18 protein-coding genes are annotated in these 19,022 nt (G+C 58.7%); 11 read left to right on the top strand and 7 right to left on the bottom strand.

Annotated features, from left to right (window positions below):
- Positions 1-113: 113 nt before the first annotated feature.
- The 6 genes from NKH42_RS01060 to NKH42_RS01035 all read right to left on the bottom strand — a co-directional run bounded on the left by NKH42_RS01060 (position 114) and on the right by NKH42_RS01035 (position 5,826).
- Positions 114-1,385 (bottom strand): amidohydrolase family protein, encoded by a 1,272-nt coding sequence (locus NKH42_RS01060; RefSeq protein WP_352973823.1) that lies wholly within the window; start codon positions 1,383-1,385, stop codon positions 114-116.
- Between the two features lie 59 nt (positions 1,386-1,444).
- Positions 1,445-2,281: an amino acid ABC transporter permease gene (locus NKH42_RS01055; protein ID WP_352973822.1), complete on the bottom strand. Its 837-nt coding sequence runs from the start codon at positions 2,279-2,281 to the stop codon at positions 1,445-1,447.
- A 96-nt stretch (positions 2,282-2,377) separates the two neighbouring features.
- Positions 2,378-3,223 (bottom strand): transporter substrate-binding domain-containing protein, encoded by an 846-nt coding sequence (locus NKH42_RS01050; protein ID WP_352973821.1) that lies wholly within the window; start codon positions 3,221-3,223, stop codon positions 2,378-2,380.
- A gap of 44 nt (positions 3,224-3,267) precedes the next feature.
- Positions 3,268-4,074, bottom strand: coding sequence for an amino acid ABC transporter permease (locus NKH42_RS01045; RefSeq protein ID WP_352973819.1), 807 nt, complete (start codon positions 4,072-4,074; stop codon positions 3,268-3,270).
- Between the two features lie 22 nt (positions 4,075-4,096).
- Entirely contained in the window at positions 4,097-4,843 is a 747-nt protein-coding gene (locus NKH42_RS01040; protein WP_352973818.1) for an amino acid ABC transporter ATP-binding protein, read from the bottom strand.
- Positions 4,844-5,340: 497 nt separating this feature from the next.
- On the bottom strand, positions 5,341-5,826 hold the full coding sequence (locus tag NKH42_RS01035) for an Lrp/AsnC family transcriptional regulator (RefSeq protein WP_352973817.1): 486 nt from the start codon (positions 5,824-5,826) through the stop codon (positions 5,341-5,343).
- A 148-nt stretch (positions 5,827-5,974) separates the two neighbouring features.
- On the opposite strand from NKH42_RS01035, the gene NKH42_RS01030 reads away from it, so the two are divergent.
- From NKH42_RS01030 to NKH42_RS01010, 5 genes are all read left to right on the top strand, one after another.
- Complete coding sequence (locus tag NKH42_RS01030) at positions 5,975-7,060, top strand: GntG family PLP-dependent aldolase (RefSeq protein ID WP_352973815.1); 1,086 nt, start codon at positions 5,975-5,977, stop codon at positions 7,058-7,060.
- Positions 7,044-7,934: an SMP-30/gluconolactonase/LRE family protein gene (locus NKH42_RS01025; protein ID WP_352973814.1), complete on the top strand. Its 891-nt coding sequence runs from the start codon at positions 7,044-7,046 to the stop codon at positions 7,932-7,934. The genes NKH42_RS01030 and NKH42_RS01025 overlap by 17 nt, the downstream gene beginning before the upstream one ends.
- A 41-nt stretch (positions 7,935-7,975) precedes the next feature.
- Positions 7,976-8,788, top strand: coding sequence for an NAD-dependent epimerase/dehydratase family protein (locus tag NKH42_RS01020; protein ID WP_352973812.1), 813 nt, complete (start codon positions 7,976-7,978; stop codon positions 8,786-8,788).
- A gap of 38 nt (positions 8,789-8,826) precedes the next feature.
- Complete coding sequence (locus NKH42_RS01015; protein WP_352973811.1) at positions 8,827-10,257, top strand: NAD-dependent succinate-semialdehyde dehydrogenase; 1,431 nt, start codon at positions 8,827-8,829, stop codon at positions 10,255-10,257.
- A 102-nt stretch (positions 10,258-10,359) separates the two neighbouring features.
- A complete protein-coding gene (locus tag NKH42_RS01010) occupies positions 10,360-11,001 on the top strand; it encodes an FCD domain-containing protein (RefSeq protein ID WP_352973809.1) in 642 nt (213 codons plus the stop codon).
- Between the two features lie 156 nt (positions 11,002-11,157).
- On the opposite strand, the gene NKH42_RS01005 is transcribed toward NKH42_RS01010, so the two are convergent.
- Complete coding sequence (locus tag NKH42_RS01005) at positions 11,158-12,015, bottom strand: LysR family transcriptional regulator (RefSeq protein ID WP_352973806.1); 858 nt, start codon at positions 12,013-12,015, stop codon at positions 11,158-11,160.
- A 96-nt stretch (positions 12,016-12,111) separates the two neighbouring features.
- On the opposite strand from NKH42_RS01005, the gene NKH42_RS01000 reads away from it, so the two are divergent.
- The 6 genes from NKH42_RS01000 to NKH42_RS00975 are packed head-to-tail and all read left to right on the top strand — an operon-like array spanning position 12,112 to position 19,009.
- Positions 12,112-13,449 (top strand): aspartate aminotransferase family protein, encoded by a 1,338-nt coding sequence (locus NKH42_RS01000; RefSeq protein WP_352973804.1) that lies wholly within the window; start codon positions 12,112-12,114, stop codon positions 13,447-13,449.
- Between the two features lie 12 nt (positions 13,450-13,461).
- Complete coding sequence (locus NKH42_RS00995) at positions 13,462-13,926, top strand: cobalamin B12-binding domain-containing protein (protein WP_352973801.1); 465 nt, start codon at positions 13,462-13,464, stop codon at positions 13,924-13,926.
- Entirely contained in the window at positions 13,923-14,924 is a 1,002-nt protein-coding gene (gene meaB, locus NKH42_RS00990) for a methylmalonyl Co-A mutase-associated GTPase MeaB (protein WP_352973800.1), read from the top strand. The genes NKH42_RS00995 and meaB overlap by 4 nt, the downstream gene beginning before the upstream one ends.
- Positions 14,921-16,612 carry a methylmalonyl-CoA mutase family protein gene (locus NKH42_RS00985; RefSeq protein ID WP_352973799.1) on the top strand — a complete coding sequence of 564 codons (1,692 nt, stop codon included), beginning with the start codon at positions 14,921-14,923 and terminating at the stop codon, positions 16,610-16,612. Before meaB ends, NKH42_RS00985 begins: the two co-directional genes overlap by 4 nt.
- A gap of 11 nt (positions 16,613-16,623) precedes the next feature.
- Positions 16,624-17,373, top strand: coding sequence for an enoyl-CoA hydratase/isomerase family protein (locus NKH42_RS00980; protein WP_352973797.1), 750 nt, complete (start codon positions 16,624-16,626; stop codon positions 17,371-17,373).
- A 7-nt stretch (positions 17,374-17,380) separates the two neighbouring features.
- Complete coding sequence (locus tag NKH42_RS00975) at positions 17,381-19,009, top strand: AMP-binding protein (protein WP_352973796.1); 1,629 nt, start codon at positions 17,381-17,383, stop codon at positions 19,007-19,009.
- The last annotated feature ends 13 nt before the right edge of the window (positions 19,010-19,022 follow it).

The following is a 19,022-nucleotide window of genomic DNA, read 5'->3' as shown; positions in this document are numbered from 1 at the left end:
CGCAATGCCCGGTGCCTGTTCTTCCAGTCCGTCTCAAGGATCGTTGTCGGCTGGTTGAACACTTCACAGATTGGCGCCCCGGTCCGCCTATGGCCCGGGATGCGCGAGCGCTCCTAGCTCGGCGGATAAGGTCCGTCGGGAGGATTGTTCGGGTCCGATATCATTCGCTCATTGTTGCCAACGATCTGGCCTTTCTTGACGAGGATCGACCCGGCTCTCATCACGATGTCAACATTGTGCAAATGTTTGATATCGAGGCTGGGGTCACCGTCGACGACGAGGATGTCGGCCAGCATATCCGGAGCAATGGTGCCGACCTTGTTCTCGATCTCCAGAAGCTGAGCCCCGTTCAATGTCGCAGCCCTGATGGCTTCCAGGTTTGTGAGGCCGCAATGGATGAGCCACTGCATCTCCCAAACCACGGACGCCGCAGGATTGACGGGAAGCGCGCTATCGGTGCCCACGGCCAGCTGGATGCCCATCTTGTGCGCGAGCGAGACGACCTCGAGGTGAGTTCTCATTCGCGAGGCGATTTCCTTCATGAACCACGCCTCCATGCCGATGACGGAGCCCTGGGCGGCAAGCATCTGGAACGTCCAAATGGTCGGGACGAGGTGCACTTCCCGTTCGAGCATCAGCTTCAACGCGGCCTCGTCGGCCAGCACGCCGTGTTCGATAGAATCTATGCCGGCGTTCACCGAATTGATGATCGACTGGGGATTGACGGCATGCGCTGCGGTCGTTGCCCCTCGCGCATGCGCTTCCTGGACACCGGCCGCCATTTCCGCCTCGGTCAGGTGAACGTCGTAAGGGCTTTCCCAAGCTTCCGCGGCCGCCCCCGAGGCCATGAACTTGATGATCTCAGCCCCGGCCATCATCTGCTTGCGTGTCTGGTGCCGAACCTCGTCTGGGCCGTCGGCCGCCACGCACAGGCGGGGGCCGTGCCCACCGGTCATGTTGATCCCCCTGCCGCATGAATAGATGCGTGGGCCCACGGTGCGACCTTGGTCAATCAGTTGCTTGAGGGCGAAAATGCCATGGCCGTGCGCCCCAACGTCTCGCACGGTCGTCACCCCCCTGGCGATCAGGTCTCGCGCATTGTCGATCGAATAGAGCGCGCCCAGGGCGCTCGATTTGTTGCTCAGCTTCATGTCATATTTGTCGGCTTCATATGGGCTGGCCGGAATGTTCAAATGGATGTGCATGTCCATAAGCCCGGGGAGCAAGGTCTTTCCGCGGCCGTCAATCTCTACGTCAGCAGCCCCGCTCCAGCCGCCCTCCTCGACCGATCTGATGCGGCTGTCCTCGACGATGACTGTCCTGTTTCGAAGCGGCGCCGATCCAGTCCCATCAATGACGTCGATGTTTCTAACTACTGTGAGCATCGTTCATACCTTTGTCTTGAGCATTTGCGGCGCGAGGCGGAGAAGGTTCATGGGGAGCATCAGGGTCCACGCTTCTCCAGTCGTCGGAAGAACAGCGACATTCCAAAACACAGAAGGAAGTACATGGCTGCGGTGGATAGCCAGGCTTCGAAAATGGCGTGCGTGGATACGACCAACTCGACGGTGCTGTAGGTGAGATCGTGCACCGAAATCAGGGAGATGATGGTGCTGTCCTTGATCAGGGTGATGAACTGACTGGCCAGTGGAGGCAGCACTTTGTGGATCGCTTGAGGCAGGATGATGAACCGCAGCAGGTCAAGCGTCCCCATGCCAAGAGACTGTGCGGCTTCGGTCTGTCCCTTGGGTATCGACTGGATACCGGCCCTGATGATCTCGCCGATGAAGGCGCTTTCGAACAAGGCCAGAACCATGACCCCCGACACAAGCGAGGGAAACTGTCTCATGTCGCCAAAAAAGAACAACCAAATTCCGTTGTTCTCCTGGCGTGCGATACCCCGTGCCCACCCCTCGACGTTGAGCGCAGATATGATCTGCTCTGACAGGAAGAAGAAGAAAATGAAGATGACAACGACAGGGGGAACGTTGCGCAGCACCTCGACATAGGTTCTTGCCAGCATCCGCGTAACCAGGGTCTGGGAGCAGCGCGCCACGCCCAGAATCGTGCCCAGAATGACCGCAAATACGGTGGCGTAGATGCAGATACGAATGGTAGTAAGCAAGCCATTGAACAGGGTGCCCGCCATCCAGCGCCCCTGACTTTCGTCATACCGGAAGATGTAGTTCGGGATGACGTGCCAACGCCAGTTGTACCGGAGGCCGCCTTCGATCTTTGCCCACACCAGCACCACGAAGATGCTGATGATGACGAGAATCATATAGTCCCAAAAACGAAGATCTCGAAGGCGAAGCATCCTGACCCCATACAGGTAGCTGACCCCACGGACAGAAGCGCCCGTGGGGTCATGTGGCGATTAGTTCGGGCTATCGACCTGGTCGTACCAGCCGTCGGTCGTAAACCAGTAGTCGTGGCGTTTCTTCAGCCAGTCAGTCCGCCACTCCTGCGCGATCCAGTTGTTGAAGAAGTTGAGAGCATCGATGTCACCCTTGCGGACCGCGAAGCCTTCTCCGCGCTTGTCGAAATCGATATCGGGGAATGGCAGATAGATGGTGTCTGGATATTCGCGGGCATAACGCGCCGGGTTCGGCGGTGTATCGAGGATCGCAGCCGCCCTTCCGTCGATCAGTTCCTGGATGGCGGCGCGCTCGTCGTCGAACAGGACCAACTTGGCCTTCGGGAAATTATCCGTGACTGCAACCGACGTGGTCGCGCCCCGGCGCCCCGCGAACGTAACCGAGGGATCATTGAAGTCTTCCAGACTCTTCTTGCCTTCGGTGAGCTTCTTGTTGGCCACAAGCTGAACGCCGGTGGTCGAATAGTTGTCGGTGAAGTTGACGGTCATGTTGCGCTGGGCTGTGACCGACATGCCCGAAATGATCACATCGAAATTGCCGGCAATAAGCGCGGGAATGATCCCGTCCCATGCGGTGGGGTAGAACTCGACATCGACGCCCATGTCGGCCGCGAGCTTCTTTGCGACGTCTATTTCGAATCCGATGAGTTCACCATTTTTCGCCCGGATGGCCCAAGGCGTGAAAAGTGAGAGCCCCACTTTCATCACACCACGCTCTTTGATCGTTTCAATGACGCTTTCCTTGGAAAGCGCCTGCTGGGTTGGCTGCTTCGTTTGTGATAGCGCCGGCAGCGTCATGACAAGCGAGGCTGTAAGTGCCGCTATGAGTTTCAGTCCGGTTTTCATATCGTCCTCTCTGTGGTTCGTAGTTTCTGATTTTCGCCCGATTGTTAATTTTCGAGTCTTTTTTCTATTAAGTTCGCAAGTATAGATAACAACAATGTCAGGATCGCGTAGATTATGGCAATCGTAAACCAAATCTCAAAACTCATATACGTATCTGAAATCAGATTTCTTCCGACTGTAGTAAGTTCTGACACCGCGATAACACTTACAATAGCAGAGCTTTTAACAAGATTTATTGCCTCGCCCGTCAGTGGCGGCAGCACGATCTTGATGGTTTGGGGCAGGATGATTTTTCGAAAAGCCAGCGAATCCGACATCCCGATGGATCGCGCGGCCTCCCATTGGCCTTGGGGCACGGACTTTATGCCAGCCCTGAAGACCTCCGAGATTAGTGCCGCATGATAGGCCGCCAGGCACAACACCGCAGCCGTAAAGCGATCAAAATTGAATATCTGTCCAAGTATGTAATAGAACAGATATAGAAGGATCAGAATCGGAGTATTGCGCACTATCTCCAGGTAGACAGTTGCCACCGCGGAGCCGACAACCAATTTTGACAATCTTAGAAGAACTATTCCGAGTCCCAGGATCGTTGCCAAAGCGAAGGCCAGCACAGACAGCTTTATCGTTCCCCAGAGGCCCCAAACCAATTCCCCCAGCTGGAAGCCGTCCTCGGTGTGGCGATAGAGAAATTGTGGAACTCGGTACCACTGCCAATTGTATCCCATCGCCTCGGAACCGGTCAGCGCGGCCCTGCAGATGAGAAATACGATCAAGACATAGATGCACAGAGAGACAGGGAGAGAATTACCGATCCTCGATAGCGTGTACTTTCGTCGTTCATATTTCATTGAAATATGATCCCCAATTCCTTCAATGCCGAAGAATCTGATCCAGGAAGATCCTGCAGCGCTCGCTTGAGGGGGCGGAGAAGAATTGCTCCGGCGGTGCAACTTCGATCACCTTCCCGTTCTCCATGAAGACCATCTTGTCGGCCACACGGCGGGCAAAGCCCATCTCGTGCGTGACGCAAATCATCGTCATGCCGGACTCGGCCAGTTCGACCATGACTTCCAGAACTTCGTTGATCATCTCGGGATCGAGTGCCGATGTAGGCTCGTCGAAAAGCATGATTTTCGGCTCCATGCAGAGTGATCGCGCGATTGCCACGCGCTGCTGTTGACCACCCGAGAGTTGGCTGGGTTTCTTGTTGGCTTGTTCAGGAATGTGGACCCGTTCGAGGTACTTCCTCGCAGTCGCCTCTGCCTGGGCCCGGCTTGTCTTTTTGACCCGTATCGGCCCGATCGTCAGGTTTTCAAGCACCGTCAGGTGCGGGAACAGATTGAATTGCTGGAATACCATTCCAACCTCCTGGCGCACGGCCCGGATGTCTTTTGTATCCTCAGTCAGTTCCACGCCGTCGACGATGATCTTGCCGCCGTCATGCTTCTCCAGGTGGTTGATACACCGGATAAGCGTGGACTTTCCCGAGCCAGAAGGCCCACAGATCACGACACGCTCACCGCTGCGCACGTTGAGCGTCACATCTGACAGCGCTTTGAAGTCACCGTAGAACTTGTCGACGTCGACAATCTGGATGATTGGATCAACCGCGCTCAACGGAACCCCCTGTCGAAACAGGTTAGTGCACGGCCCAGACAACCTTCGGCTGGACGCGTCCTTGTCGAAACGAGCGCTTCGCCTTTTCGTCCAGAGACATGCCTGGCCGCAGTGAGATCGATCCCGATTGGCATTCACCAGACCTTTGCCATGTTGCGGTTCCAAGCGTCATGTCGATGTTTGCAAACTACCCGATCCAGTTTCTTTCAAAGGTGCGTTGGAAATGGAACAAATCAACAAATCTGCTTCCAAATTTGTCCGTGGATTTCATTTGGGCCGGGAAGCGGATGTTGGCCTACCGCGCATGGTCGACGGCACTTCGAAAGCGCGGCAGACGGCCGGCAGATGTTCTCGCTGAGAAGGGGGCGTCGTAAGCGCGGAAACTTCGCCGTCGCTCAATCGCGCGCAGGCCTGCAGCCATGCTTCAACTGCGTGCTGATGCGCTCTACGACCGACGGGCAAATATGTGTGGAAGGGCGGAGGTTCCGGATCCTACCCTACCGCGTTTCATCGAACTGAATGATCGGTTCGAACTTGACTGTCTTGATCGCGAAGTAGCTGTTGATGGATTGTATCTGGGGAACGGTTGACAGCGGCTCCGTGATCGTTCGCTCGAAGTCTGCCATGTCCGTGAAAACGGAAACAAGCAGCAAGTCCCGGCTGCCTGTGACATTGTAGCAGATGATCACTTCCGGGATGTTTTTGATCAGGCGGATTGCTTCGTCTCGAGAGCGCCGATCGATGCTGTTGAGCCGAACTTCCGTAATGGTCACAAGCCTGGGGCCGACCTTGTCAGGATTGACCAGCGCGATCTCCCGCTCGATGTAGCCGGTTTCACGCAGACGACGGACCCTGCGAAGACAGGACGCTGCCGACGTCCCGACGTCCGCGGCGAGCTTGGCATTGGTGACCGTGCTGTCGCGTTGCAGCCGGTTCAAGATCTTGCGATCAATCTGGTCGAGGTCCGCGCGTCTGGTCGACATTCCAAGCATCCTAACTTTGGGCGGTGAAATTTTCTGCCAATTCGATACGCAGAATTCGTACGCGATTTCATTCTAAGGTCAACTTATGCCGAATTTCCTCATTCCGGCTCGATATTGTCACACCACGAGCACATGCTGGAAGAGCGGAATGTCGAGACAATTGGATTTCAGAAGCGACACGCTGACCATGCCGAATAAGGCGATGCGGGCCTGCATGGCCGGCGCGGAAGTCGGCGACGATTACTATCGTGAAGATCCGACAATCCGCGCTTTGGAAGAATATGCGGCGGAACTGGTTGGCAAGGAAGCGGCGCTGTTTGTGCTCAGCGGCACGATGGGCAACCTGGTGTCGATCAGGGCGCAGGTGCCGCACGGATCGGCCGCGATCGTCAGCAATTCCTCGCATATCCATATCAATGAAACCGGTCATCTGGCGGCCGTGTGCGGACTAACCTCCCACCCGCTACCGACGCCAGATGGCCGGTACCCGCTGGAACTGTTGACTAGCTTCGCGCCTTTGCTGGCAAGCAACCAGAGGCCGTCGGTCCTCAATCCGGTCCTCAAGCTGATCTGCGTCGAGAACACCCACAATGGCGAGGGTGGCCGCTGCCTCGATGCGGATTATCTCACGCAGGTCAGGGATTTCGCTTCCGCCCGTGGCATGGTGTTCCACATCGACGGGGCCAGGCTCTTCAACGCAGCAGTCGCGCTGTCATGCAAACCATCCGATCTCGCGGACCCGGCTCACAGTGTTACCTTTTGCCTCTCGAAAGGCCTCGGCGCTCCAGGCGGAGCGATTGTCGCGGGCAGCCGGGAACTCATCGAGGAAGCGCGCCGGTGGCGTCAGATGGTCGGCGGGGGGATGCGCCAGGCCGGCATTTTTGCTGCGGCGGGCTTGATGGCGTTGCGGGAAAATATTGACGATCTCGGTATCGACCATCGCAATGCGAAGCGTCTGGCGGCAGGACTGAAGGAGGTCGGGCTAGAGGTTAGTCTGTCCGACGTCGAAACCAATATCGTCATGGCCTACGTGCCAGACGCGTTTGGCGACCCGCGGGCTTTCCACATCCTCATGGCGGAAGCCGGTGTGTTGGTCCTCCAGCCCAAAGGCAAAAGGCTGCGCTTTGTCACGCATCGCGATCTAACGGGCGCGGATATAGAGGCGGCCGTCGAGCAACTCCACAGAATTACCCGCTCCTACAAAACTGGGACATATCATGCAGACCGGACTTAAGTGCATAGCTGTCGTACACAACACCCTCGGCGAGTGCCCGGTCTGGGATGTTGATCAGCAGTGCCTCTACTGGGTGGATATCACCGAGAAAATTTTGCACCGCTATGATTCTGCGACAGCAGCGGTCAAGACTTGGAAAACGCCTTTCGAGTTCGGGTCCATCGCCCTTAGGAAAGATGGGCAGAGCATCATTACCGGCACACGCGACGGGTTTGCCATCTATGATCTCGACTCGGGCGCTTGCGAGCATTTTTCAACGCCCGAGGAGCCTTTCCCAGGGAACCGCATGAACGATGGTAAGTGCGATCCGGTGGGTCGCTTCTGGTGCGGGAGCATTCACGAGGTCTCCGATCCATCCCAAAGACGTCCCATCGCCTCCATGTACAGGGTGGACGCTGACCGTAGCGTCACGAAGGTGCGCGACGGCATCAAAACCAGCAACGGATTCGCCTGGAGCCCGGATGGCCGGACAATGTATTTCACTGACACGCCGACGCTGAACATTCTCGCTTTCGACTACGACGTTCAGTCGGGAAGAATGAGCAACGAGCGGGTGTTTGCCACGGTGCCTCACGGCCAAGGCCGTCCAGATGGCGCGACGATAGACGTCGAGGGATGTCTGTGGAGCGCGCATTTCGCGGGCGCGAAAGTGACACGCTACTCGCCGTCCGGCGACGTCTTGCTGACGGTTGAACTTCCCGCTCAGAATGTCACATCCTGCACGTTCGGTGGCCCGGACATGTCCACGTTGTTCATTACCACCGCGCGCGAGGATCTTACGGAGGAGGATCTCCTGCGGCAGCCGCTGGCCGGAAATGTCTTCGCCTACGACGCCGGCGTGGCGGGCGTGCCGATGAATCGTTACGCGGGTTAGCTTTCAAGCTCGCATTCAACGGAAATTGAAGGGGCTGTGCTTTGCAGAGAATTCTTATCACCGGCGCGGCAGGGCGCCTCGGGCGCGTACTGAGGAATGGCCTGGCCAATGCCGATCGCACCTTGCGTCTGCTCGACATCGCCAATCTCGGAACACCCGGTGATCGCGAGGAGATATGGAACGCTGACGCCACAAATCTGCCGGAAATGATCGAAGCCATGGACGGCGTCGATGTCGTCGTCCATCTGGCGGCCTTTCCCGAGGAAGCACCCTGGGAGACTATCTTTCCCCTCAACTACTCCCTCACTTATGCCGTTTTCGAAGCTGCCCGGCGCGCAGGCGTGAAGCGCGTGGTGTTCGCGAGCTCGGTGCAGGCCGTAGGCTTCCACCCACTCGAAAAGACGATCGATGAGACCGTGCGCATACGTCCCAGTGGCTATTACGGTGTGTCCAAGGCGTGTGGTGAGGCCCTCGCCAGCCTCTACGCGGACAAGTACGGCCTGTCGGTAGCTTGCGTGCGCGTGGCGTCGTTTGAACCCAAGCCAACCGACATGCGGATGCTATCGACATGGCTGAGTCATGAGGACGGGATCCATCTTTTCGAACAATGCATCAAAGCGCCCGAGCATCACTACTACGTTGTCTACGGCGTCTCCAGGAACACCCGCGCGCGGGTCGACAACTCCCATGTCGCTTGGCTCAAATTCAAGCCTCGCTCGAATGCGGAAGACTACCTTGCGGATATTCTCAAGAACGGCGAGCCCTTGGGTCCGCTGGCAGGGAAGACGCAAGGGGGCGGCGCCTGCGATGTCGGCTTTTCGGGTGATATCGAGAAGACCCTGAGCGCCCCGTGAGCTGCCTTGTCGAATAAAGTTTCCAACCGGAACCCACGATGAAATACACTGACCTGTATATCGACGGAACCTGGCGGGCCGGTTCCACGAAGGCCCGCTTCGATGTAATCAATCCGGCGAACGAATCCGTTTTGGCATCAGTCGCTTCGGCTGACATCCCTGATGCGGACGCGGCCCTGGACGCTGCGGAAGCGGCAATGGACTTTTGGTCGAGACAAACCCCGCGGCATCGGTCCGAGGTGTTGCGGAAAGCCTGGGAGTTGATGTCGGCGCGACTGAATGAGTTCGCCCACCTGATCACGCTGGAAAACGGCAAGGCCAAAGCCGACGCAACGGCCGAGGCAAAATACGCAGCGGAGTTCTTTCGGTGGTTTTCCGAGGAAGCGGTCCGAGTCGACGGCCTCGTGAAGCATGCTCCGGATTCCGGCGCGAGAATCCTCGTCCAGCAAAGGCCGGCCGGCATCGCCGTTCTCATCACGCCCTGGAACTATCCAGCTGCCATGGGCACCAGGAAGATTGCCCCGGCGCTGGCTGCCGGCTGCGCCGTCGTGATAAAGCCCGCGTCCGAGACGCCGCTTACAATGCTTGCGCTCATGCCGTTGCTGGAAGAAGCAGGCGTTCCCAAGGGGCTGGTAAACGTACTTCCAACCTCGCGGCCGGCCGAGCTGGTCGACCATCTTCTTCATGACAAGCGGGTTCGCGTCGTGAGCTTTACGGGCTCGACCAGTGTGGGGCGAAAGCTCCTGCATTCGGCGGCCGATCAGATCCTGAAGCCGGCCATGGAACTCGGCGGAAATGCGCCATTGATCGTTTTTGACGACGCAAATCTTGACATTGCCATCGAGGGCACCATGCGGGCCAAGATGCGCAATCTCGGCGAGGCCTGTACTGCCGCGAACCGCATCTACGTCCATGACGATATCGCTGCCGAGTTCACGCAGAGGCTGACGCGCGAGATGGCGCGGCTCAAGGTTGGCGACGGCATACTGGACGGGATCGATGTTGGCCCGCTGGTCAATGCCAGCACCCGGGACAAGGTGGCCCGATTCGTCGAGGACGCCGTGTCACGCGGCGCCAAGATCGAAACAGGTGGAGTGATACCGGAAGGTAAAGGCTTCTTCTATCCTCCTACCGTGTTGTCAAACGTCCCGGAGGACGCTGCCTGTGTCCACGACGAGATATTCGGGCCGGTAGCGGCGATCCAAACCTTCAAGGAAGACGAAGACGTTATCCGTAGAGCGAACAACACGGAGTACGGCTTAGTCGCCTATGTGTTCTCGGAAGATATGAGGCACGCTCTCCAGATTTGCGAGCGATTGGAATACGGAATGGTTGGGCTCAATCGAGGCCTGGTGTCTGATCCGGCTGCCCCTTTTGGAGGTGTTAAGCAGTCTGGGCTCGGTCGTGAAGGTGGCCATGAGGGAATGCTCGAATTCATGGAGACCCAGTACATTTCGGCGAGCTGGTAGAAGTCGCGCCGATCTCTTGCTCCCCAGTTTCTCAGATCGCGGGAACGTAGGCATCAAACCCATAACCCCCTCACGTGCGGTTTGGCGCGTCGAACTAGCCGTTTGGCATACACGTTCGCGCAGTATACGCGGCTCTCAGTTGCGGAGTTCAAGCATCATGTCGGCGTTGCCGCCTGCCACGGGAATGGCGTCGCCACGTCAACGTTCGATGCCCTGCTGCTGACTCGCGGCCGTGCTGGCGATCCGCGCAGTATATCCGAAGGCCAACAGCCTTCGGTGCCAGCTTCGCTGAACCAACGACCACCGGACCTTAACCACATGCGTCAACTAGTTGCGTTCCTGCAACAGCGACTATTGTACGAGCCGTTTGCGCTCAAGCTCGCAACTCCGCGGTTGAGTGGCGATGACATTGTCGATGCCGAGCGCATTCTGGTCCAATGTGAACTGTCAACAATAGCCCGGTCACGGGTGAAGCTGGCGTTGGATTTCCACATGCGTCTCATGCTGTGCTGCGACGATAAGAATTTGCTCACCAAAATCTCGGAGGTTCATGTAGCTGTTCTTCACGTCATTTCTGATCAAGCATCAGTCGTGTTGGCGGGGGAACGCGCTCAGCATCAGCTCTGGTGTTTGTTGGAATGTTGTCGTCGAAGGCAAAGCGATCGCGCGCTCAACGCACTGCGCCAAGTGATAGGGGACGCTTGCCTCAGCGTTTCCGGAATCGCCGGGGATGTTGACCTGTAGCCATCCAGCCATTTGCGTACCGGACGTGCGCTGAGGCCTTGCTGCCGCGATGTCTCTGCGAAGGGTTCCAACCAGTCAGGCTCGACGATGCCCTTCGAGTTTCGATGACAAGCTGCGCGGTGTGCTTTTCAATCCCACGTGTGGATATCGACGGTCTTAGAGGGATGGAAGAACGCTTCGGATGTGGTTGGCGAATGCCTCGACCGCAGGCGATCGTTCGGATTCGGAAAAAGCGATCAGGACTCCAAGGCTAGGTAGCTGAGGAAGGGGCGTGTTCAAAATAAAGAGATCGGATGGAACCGCCTCTAGCGTCATCACGCTTATAGCCAGACCGGACCGCGCGACCGCAATCAATCCGGCAAGACTATTGCTCGCATAGGATATTTTGTAGCGTATCCCGGCGCGCGCCATGGCCTCGCAGGCTGCCTTGTGGTCCATGGCGTTCGACGCCGGCAAGGCCATGGGAATGGTGTCGCCAAAATCGTGAAGCTCCAGGGTCGGCTTGCTGCCCACCCATACGAGCGGTTCTGTCCGCACGACATCTTGCGCGTCGCTTGGGTTCGGAGTCGAAACAAGCGCCAGGTCGATCTGGCGCGAGTGCAGAAGCGTTCGCAATTCAACTGTCGGCGCCGAAACGACCTTGATCTCGACATCGGGGTATCTGGTTCCGAAGCTCTTCAAGAGTGCGGGGAAGAACGCGCTCAGATAGTCTTCGGGGCTGCCGAAAGTTATCGAACCGTGCAAGCCCTTGTCCGAGAGCGCCGAAATCGCTTCGTCATGGATTTTGAGAATGCGCTCGGCATAGGCCAGGAAGCGCTCTCCGCTGCCGGTGAGGCGGACCCCGCTGCCGCTTCGGTGAAACAGACTTTGGCCGAGAGCTTCCTCAAGCCGTTGTATCTGCATGGTCACCGCCGACTGCGTACGTCCGACCTGTACCGCTGTCGCACTGAGGGTTCCCGAGTGGGCCGCACGAACGAATGTTGCCAGCAGCCTGAGATCAAGTGGAGCCTGCATATCAATTCCGCTGATATCTGAATCCGATTACTATCAATTTTACTGCACCCATGCCAGCCGCTAATTGTTCTGTTGAACGCTTAGCGGGGCTGTGAGATGTCAAAGAACTTGGATCGCGGGTTTTGGGCTTCGGCGCAGAAGCACCTCATACGGTATGGCGGCACCTTTGAACCTGCCATCATCGAGCGCGCTGCGGGCTCATTCGTCTACGACGCGGACGACAGGGCCATCCTCGACTTCACGTCTGGACAGATGAGCGCACTGCTCGGGCATGCTCACCCCAAGATCGTTTCGACGGTCAGCCGGCAAGTCGAAAGGGTCGCGCATCTTTTCAGCGGCATGCTGTCGCGCCCGGTCGTCGAGCTTGCGCAACGTCTTGCGGCGTTGGCGCCGGGCCTCGACCGGTCGTTGTTGCTGTCGACGGGCGCCGAGTCGAACGAAGCAGCCATCCGGATGGCGAAGCTGGTCACCGGCAAGCACGAGATCGTGGCCTTCTCGAAGAGCTGGCACGGCATGACGGGAGCTGCCGCGTCGGCGACGTACAGTGCTGGCCGCAAGGGGTATGGACCCGCGGCGGTCGGATCGCTCGCAATCCCCGCGCCCAACAGTTTCCGGCCGCGCTTCAAGAATGCCGACGGATCTCTCGACTGGCTCACTGAACTCAACGATGCGTTTGATCTCATCGACAGTCAGTCGACGGGAAGCCTGGCAGCCTTTGTCGCCGAGCCGATCCTGTCGAGCGGCGGCATGCTCGAACTGCCGCCAGGCTATATCGCAGCGTTGCAGCAGAAATGCCGCGAGCGTGGAATGCTGCTTATCCTGGACGAGGCACAGACCGGTATCGGCCGCACTGGCGATATGTTCGCCTTTCAACGGGACGGCGTCACTCCTGACATACTGACGCTGTCCAAGACCCTCGGCGCGGGCCTTCCCTTGGCAGCTGTCATGACGACAGCCGAAATTGAAGAGGCTGCGCACGACAAGGGTTTCCTGTTCTACACCACGCATGTTTCCGACCCCCTGCCGGCGGCCGTTGGGCTCGCAGTGCTCGATGTGGTCGAAGAGGAAAAGCTCGTCGATCGGGCACGGCATCTGGGCGCGAAATTGTTCGACGGACTGTCGGGGCTGAAGCAGCGATACGAATGCGTCGGCGACGTGCGTGGCCGTGGCCTCATGCTCGGGGTCGAGATCGTCAAGAACTGCGAGCGCAGAGATCCAGACCACCAGCTCGGCGCCGCGATTGCGGCCGAAGCGTTTCGGCGGGGCCTGAGCATGAACATCGTCAAGCTTCCCGGAATGGGCGGAGTGTTTCGCATCGCGCCTCCCTTGACGATCTCCGAGGAGGAATTGGACCTCGGCTTGAGGATCATTTCCGAGTCGATCGAATCTGGGCTTGCCACGACCGCAAGCCTTCCTGACATCGCTGCAGAGTAGGGCGCCCCGACCATGGCTGAAACGAGCATTGCGGGCCACGCCAACCCAATGGCGGATATCGAAGCGCATTCGCCCGGCACGATTCGGGTGCTTGTTGCCAAACTCGGGCTCGATGGCCATGACCGCGGGGCCAAGATCGTCGCTCGTATCTTGCGGGATGCCGGCATGGAGGTCGTCTACACAGGTCTCTACAAATCACCGGATGAGGTCGTCAACGCGGCGATACAGGAAGATGTTGATGTCATCGGGGTCAGTCTTTTGTCCGGCTCCCATGTTCCGCTGTTTCGAGAATTGGGACGTTGCCTGAGGGAGCAGAAAGCCGAGCACATTTTCGTTGTCGCGGGCGGCGTGATTCCCGAGCAGGACTATGCCGCTTTGTCGGACAGCGGGGTCGATGCCATCGTTCCGCAGGAGGCACGGGCCGATCTGATTGTGACGACAATCAGGAACCTGATCGCAGCCCGTGGTCGCATATGAACGCATACACCTCTTCGAGACAGCCGAAGCGCGCTGCCTACATACCCTCGATCGAGCTTTTGCCCGGCGTCCTGGCCGGCAGCGTTCCGGCCGTTGCCAGGATGATTTCACGCGCCGAAGGCGGATGTGCGGAAGCCTCGGATGCCCTGGCGGAGATCTACAGGCACACCGGGAAGGCGCATATCGTTGGCATTACCGGCGTGCCGGGCGCTGGCAAATCCACCCTGGTCTCTTCGCTAATCAAGGCCTTCGCATCGGACGGGTACAAGGTCGGGGTGATTGCAGTGGATCCGAGCAGCCCGTATTCGGGTGGCGCCATCCTGGGAGACCGGGTGCGGATGAACGATGCGGCGCAGTCTTGCCGGGCTTTCGTACGAAGCATGGCGACACGCGGCCAGCTCGGCGGCCTTGCCCGTTCGACCCTGCAGGCGGTCGATGTTCTGGATGCGGCGGGATATTCGCCAATCATCATCGAGACCGTCGGCGTCGGCCAGGACGAGGTGGAGGTGGTGACGGCGGCACACACGATCGTGGTTCTGTCTGCCCCGGGGCTCGGCGACGACATCCAGGCGATCAAGGCAGGCATCCTGGAAATCGCCGACATACACGCCGTCAGCAAGTGCGACAAGCCGGAGGCTTCGGCCACGGTTTCAGCTTTGAAGGGCATGATGGCCCTCGGAACGGTCAAGGCAAGCGCGGGCTGGAATACTCCGGTTCTTCCGGTCAGTTCGGTGTCGGGCGAACGCATCGGCGATCTGAAGGGCGCCATCGGCCGGCACTGGGTGCATTTGCGGGAAAGCGGCGAACTGGCGAAGCGCCAGCGTGCCATTTGCAAGAAGCGGATACTCGGCACCGCCAGGCATCTCTTTCAGCTCAAATTCGACGAGAAAGCCGACGAGCTCGAAACACACATTCAGGCGGTGGTGCGCAGGGACGTGGATCCGTCGGTTGCGGCTCACCGGCTGCTGGGTTGGGACAGTGAGGCGCGGGCGGGATGATATTGTTCTCGGAGCAGGCAATCGAAGACGTCAGGGAAAAACAGGCCGAGTGGGAGTGCAATGAACTCGCCGCCGCATTGCAGAGCAGGCCGGAGGAAAAGCCGGCGTACGAAACCGAATGCGGGATTGCGCTCAAGCGAATTTATACCGCGGCCGACGTAGCGGATATCCCCGCAAGCGACCTGGGTTTTCCGGGCGCCTATCCTTTCACGCGGGGCGCCTATCCGACGATGTATCGCGGGCGGCCGTGGACCATCAGGCAGGTTGCGGGCTTCGGTAATCCGGAGGCCACCAACCAGCGCTACAAATACATGATCCAGACGGGTCAGACCGGACTCTCGACCGATTTCGATCTGCCGACGCTGCTTGGCCTGGACTCGGACAACCCGATGGCGTTCGGCGAAGTGGGGCGCGTTGGCGTCGCAATCGACACGGTGGACGATGTCGACCGCCTCTTCGATGGTATCGACCTTGAAAAGATCTCGGTCTCCCTGACCATCAACCCCTCAGCCTGGGTGATCTACGCAATGTTCATCGCCGTCGCCGAACAGCGCGGTTATGACCTGCACAAGTTAACGGGGACGCTGCAGGCAGACCCGCTGAAGGAATATGTCGCCCAGAAGGAATGGATCTATCCGGTGCGGCCCGCCGTCAGGCTGCTGCGCGACCTGATCATGCACTCTGCCAAGACGACGCCGAAGATCAATCCGATCAGCCTGAGCGGCTATCACCTGTCCGACGTGGGCGGGAATGCGCTTCAGGAGATCGCGTTCATCATGGCCTTCACCATCGCCTATTGCGAAGAGGTCATCGATGCCGGCATGGATATCGACGAGTTCGCACCCAGGCTGTCGTTCTTCTTCATCAGCCACCAGGATTTCTTCGAGCAGATCTGCAAGTTCCGGGCGGCCCGGCGCGTCTACGCCAGGATCATGTCGGAGCGCTTCAACGCCCGGAAGCCGGAATCCATGCGGCTGCGGGTGCATGTGCAGACCGCGGCGATGAGCCTCACCAAAGTCGAGCACCACAACAATCTCATGCGAACCGCCATCCAGGCGCTCGGTGCCGTGCTCGGCGGCTGCCAGAGCATGCACACGAACGGTCTCGACGAGGCCTTTGCCATCCCGACCGAAGAGGCGATGAAGCTGGCCATCCGCACCCAGCAGATCATCCGCGAAGAAATCAATGTGACATCCGTGATCGATCCTCTCGGCGGCTCGTACTTCGTCGAGCGCCTGACGAGCGACATGGAAACCGAAATCTGGAAAGTGCTGGACGAAGTGAATGAGCGCGGCGGCGCCATCAAGCTGGTCGAGGAAGGGTGGTTCCAGCAGAAGCTGGCAGACTCGGCCTATGCCACATTCAAGAAGATCGACAACGGCGAGAAGATCTCGGTCGGCGTCAACCGCTATGTCGATGAGACCAGCGGGTCCGCGCAGGTTCACATCCATCCCTACGACGATGATTGCACGCAACTGCAGATCGATCGCTTGAATGCTGTGCGGAAAAATCGCGACAACGGTCGCGTGCAGCGATTTTTGCAAGAGCTCGCCCAGCAAGCCAGATCCGACGATATCAACCTGCTGCCAAAGACGATCGAACTGGTGAAAGCCAAGGCAACGCTCGGCGAGATTTGCGCTGCGCTACGGGACGTCTGGGGCTCTTACGCCGAACCAATGATCGTATGAGGAGGGATGTCATGACAGAAGCAGTCATTTCCACAAACGACGGGCCCATTGCCTGGGTCAAGCTGAACCGGCCGGAACGGCTCAACGCCATGAACAGGCAGCTTGTCGATGAGCTCGCCGAAGCGCTTGCGAGCGCCGAGGCTGACGAAGCCATCCGCGTCGTCATTCTCCACGGCGAAGGACGAGCCTTCTGTTCCGGGGACGACCTCAAGGACCTTGATGCACAGACCTCGTCCGAGGCAGCGACGCAAGCCTGGGTCGAGGCCATTCAGAACATTACGCTGCAGATCATGCAGTCCAGGAAGATCGTTATTGGCGCGGTGCATGGCTGGTGCGTGGGCGGCGCGCTCGAATGGGCCATCAACTGCGATTTCCGGCTGTTTGCCGACGACACCCGCTGGTTCTTCCCCGAGGTCAGCTATGGGCTTTTCGTGACCGGCGGCGTGACCGCACTGTTGACCAAGCAGGCCGGGCCGCAAGTCGCCAAGGAGCTGATGATCCTGGGCGAACGGCATGACGCCAAAAAGGCACTCGAGGTTGGGATCGCATGGAAACTGGTGGCCGAAGCCGAACTACTCAACGAAGCCAGAAAGCTGGCTCTGACCATTGCCGAGCGTCCTGCCGGCGCGGTGTCCGACATCAAGCATGCCATCAACGAAGGCTTTCATTCGTCGCTTGCCGACGCAATGGCACTCGAGACCAAAGCGACCGTCAGTGGCTTCCTGTCTCCAGAGGCGCAAGCGCGAGCAAAAGAGTTTTGAACGCGCCATGACAATTCGCGAAATCTCAACACCCTTTTACATCCCTGGCAAACACGAGGGTGACCTTGAGAACCGGGTGCTGCCCAGAATCCTGTTGAGGCAGGCCGAAAGGCTCGGCAGCAAGACATTCATCGAAGTTTGCGGACGTTCCGCCAGCTTCGAGGACATGCTGCACATCTCCAGCAGGCTGGCGCTTGGCTTGCGCAAGCTGGGGGTCGGTCGATCCGACCGCGTGGCGATGTTGCTGCCCAATTGCTTCGAACTCGTTGCGCTGTGGTTCGCGGCATCAAGTCTGGGCGCGATCGAGGTGCCCAACAATCCCGGCCTGAAGGGAGACTTGCTCTGTCATAACCTGAACAATTGCGGAGCGGAGGTGCTCGTTACCGATGCCAATGCGCTTGCCGAGCTTGCAAAGGTCCAGGACATGCTTCCCAATCTGCGCACCCTCATCCTCGTGGGAGCCGATGCGGCTGAGGCGCGGGCAGCGGGCATTAGGACCGGCCGCATAGTGAGTTTTGAGGAGTGCCTGGCGCCGCGGCCTGACTTTGATCTGGCTGATATTCACTACTCCGACCCGATGGCTATCCTGTACACGTCGGGTACGACCGGTCCCGCCAAGGGCGCATTGATGTCCCACCACCATTGCTATTCGTGGGCCGCTGCCATGGCATCCAATTTGGGTTACACGACCAACGACAGCTATTTCTCGGCCTTGCCGCTGTTTCATACCGACGCCCAGATGTTCGGCGTGTTCCTGCCCTTGATATACGGCACGCAATCGACGCTGGTTGATGGCTTCAGCGCGTCAAGATTCTGGGATCAGGTCCGTGCGAGCGGCGCCACGGCGACAAATTTGTTGGGCGCCATGGCCGTCATCCTCATGCGCGCCCCACAGTCCGGGAACGATAGCAACAACCCCATCAGGGTGTGCCAATGCATTCCCATGGTTCCCGATGTGCAGGCATTCGAGCGCCGTTTCGACATGAGACTGGTGACCGGCTACGGACAGACGGAAACCGGCTTCGTGACGTTGGACACGGTAGACGAAACGAAACCGGGTTCCTGCGGCCGGCCCCATCCGGATTGGGACGTGGCGATCGTCGATGAAGCGGACAGGCCCCTGCCGCCCGGCACCGTGGGCGAGATCGTGTCGCGTCCGAACAAGAGCTGGAGCATGTTCTCCGGCTACTACCGTGCCGAGGCAAAGACGGTGCAGACGCTCAGAAACCTTTGGTACCATTCCGGCGATGCCGGCGTCATGGACGAAGACGGCTGGCTCTATTTCAAGCATCGCCTCAACGAGGCAATCAGGCGCCGGGGCGAGAACATCTCCGCTTATGAGGTGGAGACGGTCGCTGAGAAACATCCTGACATCGTTGAAAGTGCGGCTTTCGGAATTCCGTCGGAATTCACCGAGGAAGACATCATGGTTGTGGCCATGCGGAGACCAGGGTCCGCGCTCGAACCTGCCGGTCTGCTCGACCACTTCCGGGAGCTCGCGCCTCGCCACATGGTGCCGCGCTATATCGAGATTACCGACACACCACTGCCGCGAACGCCGACAGAAAAGGTCGCCAGGAACGCCTTGCGGCAGCGCGGTGTGAGCAATGCCACATTTGATCGCGGACAGCGTTAGAGCGACGGAGCCT

This window comes from Mesorhizobium sp. M1142, assembly GCF_040318565.1.
GTDB lineage: Bacteria > Pseudomonadota > Alphaproteobacteria > Rhizobiales > Rhizobiaceae > Mesorhizobium.
The sequence above is the reverse complement of the archived record's forward strand: the minus strand, read 5'-3'. Positions and strand labels throughout refer to the sequence as shown.

Excerpts from the sequence above, each read along its gene's own strand:
- NKH42_RS01000 (WP_352973804.1), top strand. The coding sequence starts at position 12,112 with ATGTCAAAGAACTTGGATCGCGGGTTTTGGGCTTCGGCGCAGAAGCAC.
- NKH42_RS00975 (WP_352973796.1), top strand. The coding sequence starts at position 17,381 with ATGACAATTCGCGAAATCTCAACACCCTTTTACATCCCTGGCAAACAC.
- NKH42_RS01025 (WP_352973814.1), top strand. The coding sequence starts at position 7,044 with ATGCAGACCGGACTTAAGTGCATAGCTGTCGTACACAACACCCTCGGC.
- NKH42_RS01015 (WP_352973811.1), top strand. The coding sequence starts at position 8,827 with ATGAAATACACTGACCTGTATATCGACGGAACCTGGCGGGCCGGTTCC.
- NKH42_RS01035 (WP_352973817.1), bottom strand. The coding sequence starts at position 5,826 with ATGTCGACCAGACGCGCGGACCTCGACCAGATTGATCGCAAGATCTTG.
- NKH42_RS01030 (WP_352973815.1), top strand. The coding sequence starts at position 5,975 with ATGTCGAGACAATTGGATTTCAGAAGCGACACGCTGACCATGCCGAAT.
- NKH42_RS01055 (WP_352973822.1), bottom strand. The coding sequence starts at position 2,281 with ATGATTCTCGTCATCATCAGCATCTTCGTGGTGCTGGTGTGGGCAAAG.
- NKH42_RS00980 (WP_352973797.1), top strand. The coding sequence starts at position 16,624 with ATGACAGAAGCAGTCATTTCCACAAACGACGGGCCCATTGCCTGGGTC.
- NKH42_RS00985 (WP_352973799.1), top strand. The coding sequence starts at position 14,921 with ATGATATTGTTCTCGGAGCAGGCAATCGAAGACGTCAGGGAAAAACAG.
- NKH42_RS01045 (WP_352973819.1), bottom strand. The coding sequence starts at position 4,074 with ATGAAATATGAACGACGAAAGTACACGCTATCGAGGATCGGTAATTCT.
- NKH42_RS01050 (WP_352973821.1), bottom strand. The coding sequence starts at position 3,223 with ATGAAAACCGGACTGAAACTCATAGCGGCACTTACAGCCTCGCTTGTC.
- NKH42_RS01005 (WP_352973806.1), bottom strand. The coding sequence starts at position 12,015 with ATGCAGGCTCCACTTGATCTCAGGCTGCTGGCAACATTCGTTCGTGCG.
- NKH42_RS00995 (WP_352973801.1), top strand. The coding sequence starts at position 13,462 with ATGGCTGAAACGAGCATTGCGGGCCACGCCAACCCAATGGCGGATATC.
- meaB (WP_352973800.1), top strand. The coding sequence starts at position 13,923 with ATGAACGCATACACCTCTTCGAGACAGCCGAAGCGCGCTGCCTACATA.
- NKH42_RS01060 (WP_352973823.1), bottom strand. The coding sequence starts at position 1,385 with ATGCTCACAGTAGTTAGAAACATCGACGTCATTGATGGGACTGGATCG.